The organism is Jannaschia seosinensis, from assembly GCF_001408515.1.
Classification (GTDB): Bacteria; Pseudomonadota; Alphaproteobacteria; order Rhodobacterales; family Rhodobacteraceae; genus Jannaschia; species Jannaschia seosinensis.
On sequence record NZ_CYPR01000243.1, the window covers coordinates 1 to 13467 of the forward strand.

Annotated in this window: 18 protein-coding genes and 1 pseudogene; 15 read left to right on the forward strand and 4 right to left on the reverse strand. The window is 66.2% G+C overall.

All coding sequences use genetic code 11. The features are described from left to right. From JSE7799_RS18510 to JSE7799_RS18550, 9 genes and pseudogenes are all read left to right on the forward strand, one after another. Positions 1-213, forward strand: a pseudogene (locus JSE7799_RS18510) (IS256 family transposase); the annotation flags it as partial. Between the two features lie 99 nt (positions 214-312). Further along, on the forward strand, positions 313-594 hold the full coding sequence (locus JSE7799_RS18515) for a hypothetical protein (RefSeq protein WP_055664936.1): 282 nt from the start codon (positions 313-315) through the stop codon (positions 592-594). Positions 595-936: 342 nt separating this feature from the next. Further along, positions 937-1419, forward strand: coding sequence for a crossover junction endodeoxyribonuclease RuvC (locus JSE7799_RS18520; RefSeq protein WP_055664937.1), 483 nt, complete (start codon positions 937-939; stop codon positions 1417-1419). Further along, positions 1416-1619: a hypothetical protein gene (locus JSE7799_RS18525; RefSeq protein ID WP_083480683.1), complete on the forward strand. Its 204-nt coding sequence runs from the start codon at positions 1416-1418 to the stop codon at positions 1617-1619. The genes JSE7799_RS18520 and JSE7799_RS18525 overlap by 4 nt, the downstream gene beginning before the upstream one ends. Next, positions 1612-2034, forward strand: a complete 423-nt coding sequence (locus JSE7799_RS18530) for a DUF6362 family protein (RefSeq protein WP_055664938.1) — start codon at positions 1612-1614, stop codon at positions 2032-2034. Before JSE7799_RS18525 ends, JSE7799_RS18530 begins: the two co-directional genes overlap by 8 nt. A gap of 137 nt (positions 2035-2171) precedes the next feature. Continuing rightward, positions 2172-2795 (forward strand): YcbK family protein, encoded by a 624-nt coding sequence (locus tag JSE7799_RS18535; RefSeq protein ID WP_186202009.1) that lies wholly within the window; start codon positions 2172-2174, stop codon positions 2793-2795. A gap of 101 nt (positions 2796-2896) precedes the next feature. Beyond that, positions 2897-3184 (forward strand): TFIIB-type zinc ribbon-containing protein, encoded by a 288-nt coding sequence (locus JSE7799_RS18540; RefSeq protein WP_055664951.1) that lies wholly within the window; start codon positions 2897-2899, stop codon positions 3182-3184. Between the two features lie 584 nt (positions 3185-3768). Next, complete coding sequence (locus JSE7799_RS18545) at positions 3769-5091, forward strand: site-specific DNA-methyltransferase (RefSeq protein WP_055664940.1); 1323 nt, start codon at positions 3769-3771, stop codon at positions 5089-5091. Beyond that, positions 5088-5312 (forward strand): DUF7220 family protein, encoded by a 225-nt coding sequence (locus tag JSE7799_RS18550; protein WP_055664941.1) that lies wholly within the window; start codon positions 5088-5090, stop codon positions 5310-5312. Before JSE7799_RS18545 ends, JSE7799_RS18550 begins: the two co-directional genes overlap by 4 nt. Here the strand turns inward: JSE7799_RS18550 and JSE7799_RS18555 are convergent. The 3 genes from JSE7799_RS18555 to JSE7799_RS18565 form a co-directional block, all read right to left on the reverse strand. Then, positions 5307-5942, reverse strand: a complete 636-nt coding sequence (locus JSE7799_RS18555; protein ID WP_055664942.1) for a cation diffusion facilitator family transporter — start codon at positions 5940-5942, stop codon at positions 5307-5309. The two genes, JSE7799_RS18550 and JSE7799_RS18555, sit on opposite strands and share 6 nt — an antisense overlap. Before the next feature lie 170 nt (positions 5943-6112). Continuing rightward, positions 6113-6628 (reverse strand): DUF3489 domain-containing protein, encoded by a 516-nt coding sequence (locus JSE7799_RS18560; RefSeq protein ID WP_055664943.1) that lies wholly within the window; start codon positions 6626-6628, stop codon positions 6113-6115. A 96-nt stretch (positions 6629-6724) separates the two neighbouring features. Further along, on the reverse strand, positions 6725-6997 hold the full coding sequence (locus tag JSE7799_RS18565) for a hypothetical protein (RefSeq protein ID WP_055664944.1): 273 nt from the start codon (positions 6995-6997) through the stop codon (positions 6725-6727). Positions 6998-7108: 111 nt separating this feature from the next. Between JSE7799_RS18565 and JSE7799_RS18570 the strand changes: the two genes are divergently transcribed. Continuing rightward, the gene (locus tag JSE7799_RS18570; RefSeq protein WP_055664945.1) at positions 7109-7711 is read left to right on the forward strand and encodes a hypothetical protein; all 603 of its coding nucleotides are present in this window, start codon (positions 7109-7111) and stop codon (positions 7709-7711) included. Between the two features lie 82 nt (positions 7712-7793). Further along, positions 7794-9722, forward strand: coding sequence for a phage terminase large subunit family protein (locus JSE7799_RS18575; RefSeq protein ID WP_055664946.1), 1929 nt, complete (start codon positions 7794-7796; stop codon positions 9720-9722). A gap of 13 nt (positions 9723-9735) precedes the next feature. Here JSE7799_RS18575 and JSE7799_RS18580 read toward each other — a convergent pair whose 3' ends face one another. Continuing rightward, the gene (locus JSE7799_RS18580; RefSeq protein ID WP_055664947.1) at positions 9736-10239 is read right to left on the reverse strand and encodes a cupin domain-containing protein; all 504 of its coding nucleotides are present in this window, start codon (positions 10237-10239) and stop codon (positions 9736-9738) included. A 65-nt stretch (positions 10240-10304) separates the two neighbouring features. Here JSE7799_RS18580 and JSE7799_RS18585 point away from each other — a divergent pair, with 65 nt between their 5' ends. The 4 genes from JSE7799_RS18585 to JSE7799_RS18600 are packed head-to-tail and all read left to right on the forward strand — an operon-like array spanning position 10305 to position 13428. Further along, positions 10305-10520: a phage head-tail joining protein gene (locus tag JSE7799_RS18585; protein WP_055664948.1), complete on the forward strand. Its 216-nt coding sequence runs from the start codon at positions 10305-10307 to the stop codon at positions 10518-10520. Positions 10521-10523: 3 nt separating this feature from the next. Continuing rightward, on the forward strand, positions 10524-12011 hold the full coding sequence (locus JSE7799_RS18590) for a phage portal protein (protein ID WP_055664949.1): 1488 nt from the start codon (positions 10524-10526) through the stop codon (positions 12009-12011). A 4-nt stretch (positions 12012-12015) separates the two neighbouring features. After that, positions 12016-13059 carry a head maturation protease, ClpP-related gene (locus tag JSE7799_RS18595; RefSeq protein ID WP_055663701.1) on the forward strand — a complete coding sequence of 348 codons (1044 nt, stop codon included), beginning with the start codon at positions 12016-12018 and terminating at the stop codon, positions 13057-13059. A 3-nt stretch (positions 13060-13062) separates the two neighbouring features. Beyond that, positions 13063-13428 (forward strand): head decoration protein, encoded by a 366-nt coding sequence (locus tag JSE7799_RS18600; protein WP_055663702.1) that lies wholly within the window; start codon positions 13063-13065, stop codon positions 13426-13428. Positions 13429-13467 lie beyond the last annotated feature (39 nt).

The following is a 13467-nucleotide window of genomic DNA, read 5'->3' on the forward strand; positions in this document are numbered from 1 at the left end:
AACCCGATCGAGAGTGTCTTCGCCACGGTCAGGAACCGGACCCGCAAAACCAAGGGCTGCCTGAACCGCAAGACCGCCCTCGCCATGGTCTTCCGACTCATGAAATCAGCCAAGAAGAAGTGGCGGAAGATCAACGGGCCAAACCGTCTGCCCGACGTCATTCAGGGGATTGAGTTCAAGGACGGGATCAAGCAACTTCAAACCGCCGCCTGATGAGGACCGTCACCAACTTCTGGGCATATCTCCGCCGACTGGGCTATTGGCTTTGTTCAGCACTACGCGCGACGGACGATTGAGGCGGTCCAGCGGCATGTGGCCGACACTGAAATCGAGGCACATCTGAAGCGGCTCAAGGAGATTATCCGCGCAGCCGGAGCCAAGGGGATCACCAAGTCCGAGGTCACCCGGGCGTCGCAATGGTTGAAGTCCCGCGACCGAAATGAGATTCTGGAGACGTTGATCGAAAGTGGGGACATCACCACCGGCATGCGCGGCTCATCGACGAGGCAAGCCATGGTCTATCGGATGGCCAGATGGCATGGACCCTGGCGAGATGCTTCAGGGCGAAAAATCAGTCAGAAGGAACCGTTATGATGCGCAACCTTCGGAAAGAAATCCGGAAAGCTCGTTCCTTCATGTCCTTCAATCTTTCAAGAGGATATCCATAGCCCTCGCGTGTACGCGCGCGCGATATATAAAGAGAGACACACCCTTATAACTATATAATAATTGAATTATTATATATTATTTAGGGACTTCCGTGGGTTAGCGGGGCCAAACCTTCATTGGAGGCCCCTTGAAGCCAAAGAAGAATTCGCTGGGCGGGCATCCGCCCCGCATTTGACGTGACCAGACCACCCTTCGGGGCCTGGCGAGACCGCAGTCTTCACCGGCCAGCCCTCTCGCCACGCGCGCCAAAGCGAAGAGGAGGTCTGCATGACCCAATCCACACAAACCGCGCGCACCATCCTGGCGCTCGACCTCGGCACCACCACCGGCTGGGCCATCAGTGACGGTCTGATCACCAGCGGCACCGCGTCCTTCAGGCCCGGCCGCTACGACGGCGGCGGCATGCGCTACCTGCGCTTCACCAACTGGCTCGGCGAGATTAACCGGCTGTCCGGGCCGATCGCCACCATCTGGTTCGAGGAAGTCCGACGGCATGCCGGGACCGACGCGAGCCACGTCTACGGGGGTCTAATGGCGACGCTGACCGCATGGGCCGAACTGCGGGGGATCCCGTATGCCGGCGTGCCCGTGGGCACTATCAAGCGCCACGCCACCGGCAAGGGCAACGCGCCGAAGCAGGCGATGATCGACGCCGCACGCGCCCGCGAGTTCTCGCCCGCCGATGACAACGAGGCCGATGCCATCGCCATCCTGCTCTGGGCCATCGAGACGCAGGAAGGTGTGCAATGACCGGGATGCAGTTCACGCCAAAGGGCTATGGCGGCAGCCGCCGCGACCCCGATCAGGTCAAGCGCGACGGCTGGCAAGAACACCGGATGCTGGCGGTGTCGATCGACGACCACCGCCTGACCTGGCCCGAACGCGAGCTGGTTCGGCAACTGGGCGAGCGTCTCTACGGCAAACGGCGGGAGGACCGGCGTCATGGCTGAGTGGACCACAGGGCGCGTACAGGACCGGCTGGAGCTTGCGGCTGACGTCTTCGCGCAGCTGCCCGCGGTGAAGCCCACCGGGTACTTCAACGCCTGGCCCGAATACGTCCACAGCTTCGCCGACAAGGTCGGCCAGGAGCCCCGGATGCGCCGGCCGCGTCCGGGCCCTCGACAGATCACCGAAGCCGAGGAGGCGATGCTCTGGCTGCGCTGGCTGGAGCATGATGACGCCCGGATCGTCTGGCTGCGCGCTAATCGCCAGCCGTGGAAGAAGATCACCTGGGAGATCGGGCTGAGCCGCCCGGCGGCCAACCGACACTGGCAATACGGGCTGGCAGTTATCGTGTGGCGGCTTGAGGGTCGGCGCGTTCCTACGAAGCGGTCGATGGCCTATGTGATCGAGAAAGCGTTCTGACCGATCGGTCGGCAGCAGGAGCTGATTGGCCTTGTCAGAATTGTCGGTCCATCGCATGCTCCTTCGGCAGAGGGCGTCTTCAACAGCACCCTTTTCGAGACCCCGGACAACGGGGCCGAGCAGTGATGAGGCAGTCGATGAATACAGAAAGCCCGTCCGCGGGCCGCTTCAATCGGCGTGGTCTTCTCTGCGCTCTTGGCGCGGGGCTGACTACGCCGATCCTGTCGGGTTGTGGCGGCCGCGGCTACGAGAAACTGCCCCCGCCCACACGCTCTGGCACACGGCTGGACAACGTGTTCCCGCGGGGAGACAGCTATCTCGACATCAGGAACGCGCATACCGACGAACGGGTGGCGGTGCGCTTCATGGAGGACGGCCGGCCCAACCAAAGCGCCCTGCGTCGGCTGGATTGGGTGTTTCGGGACTGGCGCGGCGGAGAGGCCCCGGACATTGATCACAGGATCTACTGGAGCCTGGCCGCACTTTCGAATACGGCGCGGCGCCGGGGGCATTCGGGCCAGATCACGCTGCTCTCGGGATTTCGCACACCGCAAACAACTCGGCTTCTCCAAAGTCGTGGAGGGGGTGCCACCTCGAACAGTTATCATATGAGGCGGCGCGCAGCCGACATCCGCTTCGAAGGCATTCCGCCGGAGCAAGTTGCGGACATGGCTGAATGGCTTCAGGTCGGCGGTGTAGGACGATACGGTTCAGCTTTCACGCATATCGACTCCGGACCCCTCCGGACGTGGGGGAGCTGAAAGGCCGCCATATGACTGTCGCCTCGAAGCTGCCCCCAGCTTGGAAACTGAGGACGCTACACCATCTTCATTATGAGATTATTCAATCGGAGCTGCGATCCATGAAGTGCCCAATCGACGAGACCGATCTGGTGATGACCGAGCGACAAGGCGTTGAGATCGACTACTGCCCGAAGTGCCGGGGGGTCTGGCTCGATCGCGGTGAACTCGACAAGATCATCGAGCGAGCAACGCCCTCCCAACAGCCGGTGCCGCCGCAACCGCCACAGCCTCGGCATCCACCACAGCAACAATATGGTCACGGCGACAATCGTGAATACGGCGACCGCCGTGATCCGAACTACAAGAGGAAAAAGAAATCCTTTTTGGGAGAGATCTTCGACTTCTGAAGAAGCTGGCCGTGATCGGCAGAGCCGAAGCGAGGCAGAGACCGGTCACTGCTGGCGTCCAGGACGATGCAGATGAGATCAGGCTCCTCACTGCGGTCATCCCGGCGCGGGCGCCTCGCTCGCCCGCCCTGCCCCGCCGGCATGGCTGTCAAGACAAATCGCGATCGCGAGACATTGTCAGACGAGACATCGGAAGGTATTCCAGTTTTCGCTTGGTGGCTTATAAACTGGGCATACTCGGGAGAGGCGCGCGCGGGACAGACTGTGGCGCTGGCTTCCGAGGTCCGACATTGGGGATCTCCCTCCAAGCTTTTGTTTTCCGGTTCCTTTCCGGCTGGAAACGTATGGTGGGGGGCGTGGCGCGCAAGTTCGCCAGCGTCAGGGCCGTTTTTTGGGAGTCCACCCCGGTCGGAGTCCACCCCTGAAACCACAAATAATCACTAAGTAACAGACGCTTGGCAGGTGGACTCCGAGGTGGATACCCGGCGCATGGGAGTCCACCTTGGAATCCACTGGATGCCACCTTGGCGGAGTCCAGTTCGCGCCCCGCGCCCCGCCGCAATCAATCGAACAGGATCACCGACATGACCCTCGCCTTCGCTCCCGAGCGGATCGAGCAATGGCCGCTGGCCAGGCTCCAGCCTTACGCGAAGAACGCCAAGCAGCACGGGGCGGACCAGGTTGCGAAGCTGGCCGCCAGCATGGCCGAGTTCGGCTGGACCGTGCCGTGCCTCGTGGGCGAGGACGGCGAGCTGATCGCGGGGCACGGCCGTGTCCTCGCCGCTACGCAACTGGGGCTGACCGAGGCGCCGGTGATCGTGCTGGGCCACCTGACCGAGGCGCAGCGCCGGGCGTATCGTTTGGCCGACAATAGATTGACCGAACTCGGCACCTGGGACGAGGCGCTGCTGTCGGCGGAACTGAACGCGTTGCTGGCCGAGGATTTCGACCTGTCGCTGGTCGGCTTCTCCGATGGCGAGTTGGACAAGCTGCTGGCCTTCGTGCCCGACGAGGATGGCGACGAAGGCGGCGCTCCTGGCACTGTGCCGCCTGTTGTCATTCCGGAGCCACCGCGCAACCCGGCCTCGCGGACGGGCGATCTATGGATCCTCGGCGACCATCGGCTGCTCTGCGGCGACAGCACCAGCGAGACGGACGTTCGCCGCCTGATGAACGGCGAGCGCGCGATCCTTTTCGCGACCGACCCGCCGTATCTGGTGGATTACGACGGCTCGAACCACCCGACGCGCAACAAGGATTGGAGCCAGAGCTACGGGAACACCTGGGACGACAGCAGCCAGGGCGCAGAACTCTACGACGGGTTCATCGCCGCCGCGGTAGCCGAGGCGATCACCGAAGACGCAGCCTGGTACTGCTGGCACGCTTCCCGCCGTCAGGCGATGCTCGAAGCCTGCTGGGAAAAGGTCGGGGCCTTTGTTCACCAGCAGATCATCTGGGTGAAGGACCGCGGGGTTCTGACCCGGTCGCATTACCTGTGGAAGCATGAGCCCTGCTTCATGGGCTGGCGCCGACCGAACCGTCCGCCGAAGGTCGCCGAGGAAACGCTGCCATCGACATGGGCGCTACCGAGCTTCGCCAAGGACGACCGGCCCGACCACCCGACGCCGAAACCGCTCGACGCCTTCGGGATCCCGATGCGCCAGCACGTCGCCCGTGGGGGCCTCTGCTATGAGCCGTTCTCGGGCTCCGGCTCGCAGATCATGGCGGGCGAGGCCAACGGCCGCCGCGTCTTCGCGATGGAGATCAGCCCGGCCTATGTCGATGTCGCCGTCGAACGCTGGCAGGCCGAGACCGGGAAGGACGCGATCCTCGACGGCGATGGACAGACCTTCGCGCAGGTGAGGGCTGAGCGGCTGGGGGATGTTGCGCAGGAGAATGCCGCGTGAAGCAGACGCGCACCATGTCGCTGATCGAGACCGTGACGAATGTTGTTGTCGGCTACGTGCTGGCCATCGCGACGCAGATTGTCGTGTTTCCGTGGTTCGGGATCGAGACGGGGCTCGCGGAGCACTTGGGCCTCGGCCTCATGTTCGTCGGGGTGTCTCTGGCGCGCGGATACCTGCTGCGGCGGCTGTTCGAGGCGTTCCGGGTCCGGAGCCAGTCATGAGCTGTCGGCTTCGGCAGCCGTGCTCTTGTCTGCTGCGCGTGACGCACGCGCATCCGCGAGGATCTCGAAGGCTTCCCGGATGACATAGATGCCGATGCCGCCGCCCACGATGAGGTCGAGCGCACGGATCTCCGTCAGGAGAACGGTGATCCCGGAGATGATCACCGCCATGTTGGCGATCAGGTCCGCGCGGGTGAAGATCCATGTCGCCCGAAGGTGGACTTCGCCGTCGCGGTACCTGCTCAGGAGTTTCAGGACCGTGGCATTCACCGCGAGTGCGATGGACGCGACGATCACCATCAGCAGCCCTTCAGGCGGTTCGCCCGAGATTGCCCGCCGGACGACGTCAAGAAGAACGGCGCAGCCAAGGATCAGAAGAAGGATGCCACTGGCCATGGCCGCGTTCGCCTTGAACAGCCCGCTCCGGCCGATGGCCAGAAGTGCGACCGCGTAGGCGGAGGCGTCCGCCAGCATGTCGAGACCGTCAGCGATCAGCCCGGTAGAGTTCCCGATGATCCCGGACGTCGTCTCCACAACGAACATCGCCGCATTGAGCGCGAGGGCCAGCTTCAGTGTCCTGCGCTGCTCGGCGGTTTCAGGCGTGACAGGCGAACAACCACACTCGGCCATTGCTGCTCCTACTCGGACGATCAGGATTTCCGGCGCGGTCGATCTCGGAGCGCACGGGGCCATGAAGAAACAACGGGACGGGGAGCATAACGTCAAGCGAATGCGCGTACTAGAAAGAGACCGCCGCCCCATTCGGGACAGCGGCATCGGGACCGGCATGGAGGGCGACGTCAGTCGCGGATGGTGTAGATCCTTCCCCTCCCTTCAACCTTCTCGGAGGTGATGGTCAGCCCAAGCTTCTTTTTCAAAGCGCCGGACATGAAGCCACGTGCTGTATGCGGTGCCCATTGTGTGATGGCCACGATATCGTCGATGGTCGCGCCGCCCTCGGCGCGGAGCATCTCGATCACCGCCTCTTGCTTGGTGCCCTTCCGGCGCTGGACAGCGGCGTCCGGCGTTTCGGCCGGCCGCGTGTCGTCCTGCTCGTCCGTGATCCCGAGGGTGCTGTAGGCCAGCGGGGTGGCGCGCAGGGTGATCGGGCCGCGATCTTCGTCGTGCCGCCTGACGGTGTTCAGGTCGGTGGCCGTGACCTCTTCGATGAGCCCATGCTTGAGCAAGCTCTTGCAGACATTGCCGACGGCGCCGCCCTTGAGGCTGGTGGTGACGGGGAACACGGCGCCGTCGTCGCGGGCGCAGGCGGTGGACAGGATGACGGATTGGGCGTCGGAAAGCTGGATCGTGGTCATGGGGTCGTCTCCTTGGTCTGGGTCGCAACCGTCGCGACCCTCCTACGACCCCGAGCCGCGCAGGGCGCGCGGCGGGAGTTCCGGCGGTGCCGGAGATCAGCGGGCGTGTTCGCCCTCGCCGAAGGCGCTGTCGGTGATGCGCTTGAGGAGGCTGGCGTAGTGTTCGAGGGTGCCGACCATCGCCCAGCCCGCCTCGTTGGGGTGGCAGTTGAAGTGGTCGTCGCTGAGCGCCTGCAGGCGCGCGAGCCTCTCGTCGATTTCGGCCTTCTTGGCCGTAAAGGCGTTCAGCGCGGCCTCCCTGTTCCGGCGCGCCTTCTCGGCGCGGAGTTCGTGGCGGGGCGTCGTGATCGGGTTCAGGCGGGTCGTCATCGCGGAGGCTCCGTCGTGAGTTGCATCGTCCTTGTGGATCGACGTTCGCTCCGGCGCGGAGGCTTATCAACTCGATAAGAACATGATTTCGAATGACAATCGGAGCGCGGCATGGACGGCATGAGCGAACGCCAGTACGCCGCGCGCGTCGGCCTGTCGCGCGGGGCGATCCAGAAGGCCAAGGAGGCCGGACGGCTGGTGCTGCACCCTGACGGCAGCATCGACGCGGAAGCGTCGGACACGCGCCGGGCCGAGATGACCGACCCGTCGAAGACCCGCACCGCCGCGAAACCGTCTGCGGCGGCCAGGCCAAAGCTGAAGCCCGTGCCGGAGGCCGCCGTCTCCGCGGTAAGCGATACGCTCAAGGAGCAAGGGATGGCCGCCCCCGCCGTCGGCGGCGGCACGACCTTCCTGCAGGCCAAGACCGCGAACGAGGTGCTCAAGGCGCAGGAACGCCGTATCAGGCTGCAAAAGCTAAAAGGCGAGCTGGTCGACAAGGCGCGCGCGGAAACGCTGATGTTTCGGCTGGCGCGCGAGGAACGCGATGCCTGGGTGACCTGGCCCGCGCGGGTGGCCGCGCTCATGGCCTCGGAACTGGCGGCCGCCCCGGGAGAGGGGATCACGGTGGAGGCGGCGGTGATGCAGAAGGTTCTGGAAATCCATGTCCGCGCCCAGCTCGACAGCCTCGCCGATATCCGCAGCGGCCTTGGATGAGAACCAGTCCGCGGAGCGGATGCGAGGGTCCGGTGGACCATCGCAAGGGACGAACGCCCGGAGCGCAAGCGAAGGGCCGGAGATGTTCGCCTTCGACGGGGCCGCCGATCTGCTGCGCGCCTGGTCGCGAGGCCTGCGGCCCGACCCGGACCTGACGGTGTCGCAATGGGCGGACCGGCACCGCTGGCTCAGCTCGCGCGCGAGCGCCGAGCCCGGGCGCTACAGGACCGCGCGCACGCCCTACATGCGCGAGATCATGGATGCGCTCTCGCCGGTCAGCCCGGTGCAGCGGGTGGTGTTCATGAAGGCCGCGCAGGTGGGTGCCACGGAAGCCGGCAACTGCTTCATCGGCTTCGTGATGCACCACGCGCCGGGGCCGATGCTGGCGGTCCAGCCGACGGTGGAACTGGCCAAGCGCAACTCGCGCCAGCGGATCGTCCCGCTGATCGAGGAAAGCCCGGAACTGCGCGAGCGGATCAAGCCCGCGCGCTCGCGCGACGCGGGCAACACGATGCTGTCGAAGGAGTTCGCGGGTGGCATCCTGATCATGACCGGCGCGAACTCGGCGGTGGGGCTGCGCTCGACGCCGGCGCGGTACCTGTTTCTCGACGAGGTCGATGCCTATCCGGCCTCGGCCGATGAGGAAGGCGATCCGGTCAGCTTGGCCGAAGCCCGCTCGCTGACCTTCGCGCATCGGCGCAAGGCGCTGCTGATCTCGACGCCGACAATCCGGGGGCTGAGCCGGATCGAGCGGGAGTTCGAGGCCAGCGACCAGCGCCGCTATTATGTGCCATGCCCGCATTGCGGCCATGCGCAATGGCTGCGCTTCGAACGGCTGCGGTGGGACAAGGGCCAGCCGAACACGGCGGAATATCACTGCGAGGGCTGCGACACACCCATCGCCGAGCATCACAAGATGGCGATGCTGGCGGCGGGGGACTGGCGCGCGTCGGCGCAGACCAAAGACCCGCACACGGTGGGCTATCACCTGTCCGCGCTCTATTCGCCGATCGGCTGGCTCAGCTGGGCGCGGATCGCGCGGGCCTGGGAGGCGGCGCAGGGCAATGACGAGGCCATGCGCGCGTTTCGCAATACGATCCTCGGCGAGACCTGGTTCGAGACCGGTGAGGCCCCGGACTGGCAGCGGCTGGCAGAGCGGCGCGAAGAGTGGACCGCGGGCACCGTGCCAGAGCGGGGCCTGTTCCTCACCGCCGGGGCCGACGTGCAGAAGGACCGGATCGAGATCGATGTCTGGGCCTGGGGCCGCGGGCTGGAAAGCTGGCTGGTCGATCATGTTGTCATCGAGGGCGGTCCCGGCGATCCGACCTGTTGGCAGAAGCTGACGGAGCTGCTGGGACGCACATGGGCGCATGCGAGCGGCCAGCACCTGACCATCGCGCGACTGGCAATCGACACGGGCTACGAGACCAGCGCCGTCTATGCCTGGGCCCGGCAGGTCGGGTTCGCGCAGGTGGCCCCGGTCAAGGGGCTCGAGGGGTTCAACCGCGCGAGCCCGGTGACGGGCCCGACCTATGTCGACGCCACCATCGGTGGCAGACGCTTGCGGCGCGGCGCGCGGCTGTGGTCCGTGGCGACATCGACCTTCAAGGCCGAGACCTACCGTTTCCTGCGGCAGGAGAGGACGATGGCGGAAGACGTCACTGCCGGCGCCCCCTGCCCCGCTGGTACGATTCACCTGCCGACATGGGCCGAGAGCGAATGGCTCAAGCAGCTGACGGCCGAGCAACTGATCACCGTGCGCACCAGGCGCGGCTTCTCGAAGCTGGAATGGCAGAAGCTGCGGGAGCGCAACGAGGCGCTGGACTGTCGGGTCTATGCGCGGGCCGCGGCCTGGATAGCAGGTGCGGATCGCTGGGCGGAGGCACGCTGGCAGGAGCTGGAGCGGCAGCTGGCGGTCGAACCGGACGGACCGGACGGGGATGTGACCGCGAAACCTGCGCCACGCCCGTCCGTGAGGCGGCGCACGGTGCGCTCGAGTTACATGGGGTAACGGCCCCTGCCCCTCATGTTCCGGACCAGAGCTTCGGCAGCGCGCCATCCGGCCCCTCCAGCGGATCACTTTCTGGAAATGGCACCTCCGCAATGCGCCGCAGCATCGCCTCATCCGGCGCATCGCGACAAATGTCCCAATCCTGTCCGGCGGGATACGCGCCGATGATCTTGAACCGGCTGCCCGCCTCGATCAGGCAGTGGCCGGTGCCAGCCGGCAAGACCACAACGTCGCCTGTCGCGAACTCGACCTCGCGCCCACCTGGTCCGCCGAGGATCACGCGGGCCCGGCCGTCGTAGGCCGCGAGCACCTCGTGCGCGGTCGAGTGGTAGTGATGCCAGGAAAAGATGCCGTTGCGCCAATCCGCAGGCCAGCCGTTTCGGCCAAGCAACTCTTCGGCATCGTCCGGAGCCAGCGCTCCGGCCTGCTGCAGGCCCTCGTGATAGTGCAGGACCGGGAGGTCCGGATTGTTTGGCACCCAATCGTGTCGGTCGAGCAGAAATGTCTCGGGCGTCATCGCACGTTCTCCTGCGGCACTTGGTGCTTTCCACTTCAACACCCGAGACCCTGGGAGGTTCATGAATGCCCGCGCTGGATGAGCTGAAGGCCCGCCGCGACGCACTCGCTGCGCAACGCGCCTCGGGCGTCGCGCGGGTCAGCTATGACGGCAAGACCGTGGATTACCGCAGCGTGACCGAGATCGACCGGGCGATCGATGCGCTGGACCGCGAGGTCGGGGCGCTGGAAGGCCGGCGGATCGTCCGGCAGGTACGCATCACCACGTCCAAGGGGCTCTGATCCATGGGTCTGTTCGACCGGTTTCGCCGCTCCAATGGAAGCGGCCCCGCGGCCGTGCGCGCCCGGCTCGAAGGCGCGATGTCCAAGCGCCGGCTGAGGGGCTGGAACCCGCCGCTGGAGAACATCAACACGCTGGTGGCCTCCGGCGGCCCCAGGCTGCTGGCCCGCGCACGGGAACTGGTGGTCACCAATGGCTATGCGGCGAACGCCTGCGAAGCCTTCGCCGCCAACCTCGTCGGCGACGGGATCAAGCCGTCCTCGCGGATCGGCGACGCCGACCTGCGCGACCGGGTCCAGCAGCTCTGGCTCGCCTGGACGGACGAGGCCGATGCGGACGGGCTGACGGATTTCTACGGATTGCAGGCGATGGTCGCGCGCGAGATGTTCGTCGCGGGCGAATGCTTCGTCCGGCTGCGTCCGCGCCGGGCCGAGGACGGGCTGCTGGTGCCGCTGCAGCTACAGCTTCTCCAGTCCGAGATGCTGCCGTTCGAGAAGACCGAAACGGCGGCGAACGGCAATCGCATCCGCTGCGGGATCGAGTTCGATGCGATCGGCAGGCGAGTGGCCTACCACTTCCGCCGCCGCCATCCGGGCGATAGCACCGATCAGGGGGCCGTGATCCCGGAGACAGTGCGGGTGCCGGCGGAGGATATCCTGCACATCTACCGCCCCATCGACGCGGGCCAGATCCGGGGCCTGCCACACATCGCGCCGGCGATGGTGCGGCTGTTCCTGCTCGACCAGTACGATGACGCCGAGCTCGACCGGAAGAAGACCGCGGCGATGTTCGCGGGCTTCATCACCAAGACCGCGCCGGAAGAGCCCATGATGGGCGAGGCCGAGGCGGATCTCGACGGCGCGGCCATCGCGAGCCTCGAGCCCGGCACCATGCAGGTGCTTCTGCCCGGAGAGGACGTGAAGTTCTCGTCGCCGGCGGATGTCGGCGGCGGCTATGAGGCGTTTCAGTACCGCACGTTGCTGGCGGTCTCGGCCTCTCTGGGGCTGCCGTATCATCTCGTCACCAACGACGTCCGGCAGGCGAACTACTCATCCCTTCGCGCGGAGCTCGTCGAGTTCCGCAGGCGCATCGGCCAGCTGCAGCATGGCGTGATCGTGCACCAGCTCTGCCGCGCGGTCTGGACGCGCTGGCTGGAGATGGCGGTGCTGTCCGGCGTGCTCGATGCCGATTTGGCAGCGGCGCGCCCCGTTCAGTGGATCCCGCCGCGCTGGGACTGGGTCGACCCGTTGAAGGACATCCAGGCGCAGGTGCTGGCGATGGAGGCGGGCATCACCTCGCGGCGCAAGGTGGTCGAGGCAACCGGCTACGATGTCGAGGAGGTCGACCGCGAAAACGCGGTGGATGCCAAACGCGCCGAGGGACTTGGGCTGCGCTACCGAACCAGCCCCGGCGAGACGCAAGGCGCCCGCGCGACGCCGGAAAAGCGGCCCAATCCGGCCGACGGCGCGGACGGTCGCACTACACAGGAGTGACATCATGAAGAGCTGGTACACGATCCGCGCCCGGGCTTCGGGCGCGGAGGTGCTGATCTATGACGAGATCGGCGCCTATGGCGTCAGCGCCAAGGGGTTTCTGGCCGAGCTGGGTGCGCTGCCGGATGATGCCCCCATCGACCTGCGCCTCAACAGCCCCGGCGGGTCGGTCTTCGACGCGGTCGCCATCCACAACGCACTGAGCCGTCACGCAGGGACTGTCACCGTCTGGATCGACGGCATCGCGGCTTCGGCGGCGAGCTACATCGCGATGGCGGGCGACGAGATCGTCATGCCGGAAAACGCCTTCCTGATGATCCATGACCCGTCCGGGCTGGTCATGGGCACCGCGGCGGACATGCGCGACATGGCCGGGACGCTGGACAAGATCGCGGCCAGCATGACGCGCGGCTACGCGACCAGATCCGGCAAGCCCGAGGCGGAGATCGCGGCACTGCTGGCCGCCGAGACCTGGCTCTCGGCTGCCGAGGCGCTGGAGGCGGGCCTTGTCACGCGCCTGGCCGAGCCCGTGCGCATCGCCGCCAGCTTCGATATCGGACGCTTCCGGAACGCGCCGCCAGAACTGGTTGAAGCGGTCGAACCCGTCGAGGCCATCGAACCCGTCGAGCCGGACCCGGCCTCCACAGCGGCGGGCATCGTTGTCGTCTCCAACGATGTTGTTCCTGCTGCGGGTGCAGAGCCGCTCGCGGAAAGCGCGCCGGGTGTTGCAGACCGGAACACCCGATCAAGCGAAGTGGAGAGCTGCGTTGCAGTCGCCAACGGACCACCCGACGCCGGGGTGATCCGCGCCGAGGCCATTGCCCATGCCCGCGCCGTGATCGACCTCTGCCGCCTGGCAGGCCAGCCGCAGATGGCCGGGCGCTTCCTTGAGGAAGACGCCAGCCTGGATGCGGTGCGCGCGAGCCTTCTTGACGCAAAGGCCGAGGCCGCGCCGCAGATCAATCCGCATCACCCGCAACCCGGGCGCAGCGAGACCACGCGCCCCTGGGGCGATGTCATCGCCCGCACCTTCAAGTTGAAAGGATAAGCCATGCCCTCGCTCACAGAAGGCACGCACCCCGGCGGCTTCCTCGTCTGGGAAGTGCTGCGCGACTACACCCGCGAGACCATCACCGTCGCCGCGGGCACGCTCGCACCCGGCACGGTCCTGGGCAAGATCACCGGCTCGGGCAAATACGCCGCGCACGATCCCGCCGCAATCGACGGCACCGAGACCGCGGTCGCGGTGCTGTGGGGCAAGGCGGATGCGAGCGCCGGCGATGCACCGGCCGTCGCCCTCGTCCGCGGCCCCGCCATCGTCAACCCTCACGACCTCGTATTCACTGGCACGCTCGCTGAGGCCGAGATCACGGCCGCCCATGCGGCGCTGCTCGCCGCGGGCATTCTCGTCCGCTGATCCCGCGCCACCCCCCAATTCCTGACCCGGAGGCATTCC

Coding starts and splice junctions, on each gene's coding strand:
- JSE7799_RS18600 (WP_055663702.1), top strand. CDS start 13,063: ATGCCCTCGCTCACAGAAGGCACGCACCCCGGCGGCTTCCTCGTCTGG.
- JSE7799_RS18545 (WP_055664940.1), top strand. CDS start 3,769: ATGACCCTCGCCTTCGCTCCCGAGCGGATCGAGCAATGGCCGCTGGCC.
- JSE7799_RS18575 (WP_055664946.1), top strand. CDS start 7,794: ATGTTCGCCTTCGACGGGGCCGCCGATCTGCTGCGCGCCTGGTCGCGA.
- JSE7799_RS18570 (WP_055664945.1), top strand. CDS start 7,109: ATGGACGGCATGAGCGAACGCCAGTACGCCGCGCGCGTCGGCCTGTCG.
- JSE7799_RS18525 (WP_083480683.1), top strand. CDS start 1,416: ATGACCGGGATGCAGTTCACGCCAAAGGGCTATGGCGGCAGCCGCCGC.
- JSE7799_RS18555 (WP_055664942.1), bottom strand. CDS start 5,942: ATGGCCGAGTGTGGTTGTTCGCCTGTCACGCCTGAAACCGCCGAGCAG.
- JSE7799_RS18565 (WP_055664944.1), bottom strand. CDS start 6,997: ATGACGACCCGCCTGAACCCGATCACGACGCCCCGCCACGAACTCCGC.
- JSE7799_RS18590 (WP_055664949.1), top strand. CDS start 10,524: ATGGGTCTGTTCGACCGGTTTCGCCGCTCCAATGGAAGCGGCCCCGCG.
- JSE7799_RS18530 (WP_055664938.1), top strand. CDS start 1,612: ATGGCTGAGTGGACCACAGGGCGCGTACAGGACCGGCTGGAGCTTGCG.
- JSE7799_RS18595 (WP_055663701.1), top strand. CDS start 12,016: ATGAAGAGCTGGTACACGATCCGCGCCCGGGCTTCGGGCGCGGAGGTG.
- JSE7799_RS18585 (WP_055664948.1), top strand. CDS start 10,305: ATGCCCGCGCTGGATGAGCTGAAGGCCCGCCGCGACGCACTCGCTGCG.
- JSE7799_RS18540 (WP_055664951.1), top strand. CDS start 2,897: ATGAAGTGCCCAATCGACGAGACCGATCTGGTGATGACCGAGCGACAA.
- JSE7799_RS18520 (WP_055664937.1), top strand. CDS start 937: ATGACCCAATCCACACAAACCGCGCGCACCATCCTGGCGCTCGACCTC.
- JSE7799_RS18560 (WP_055664943.1), bottom strand. CDS start 6,628: ATGACCACGATCCAGCTTTCCGACGCCCAATCCGTCATCCTGTCCACC.
- JSE7799_RS18535 (WP_186202009.1), top strand. CDS start 2,172: ATGAATACAGAAAGCCCGTCCGCGGGCCGCTTCAATCGGCGTGGTCTT.
- JSE7799_RS18580 (WP_055664947.1), bottom strand. CDS start 10,239: ATGACGCCCGAGACATTTCTGCTCGACCGACACGATTGGGTGCCAAAC.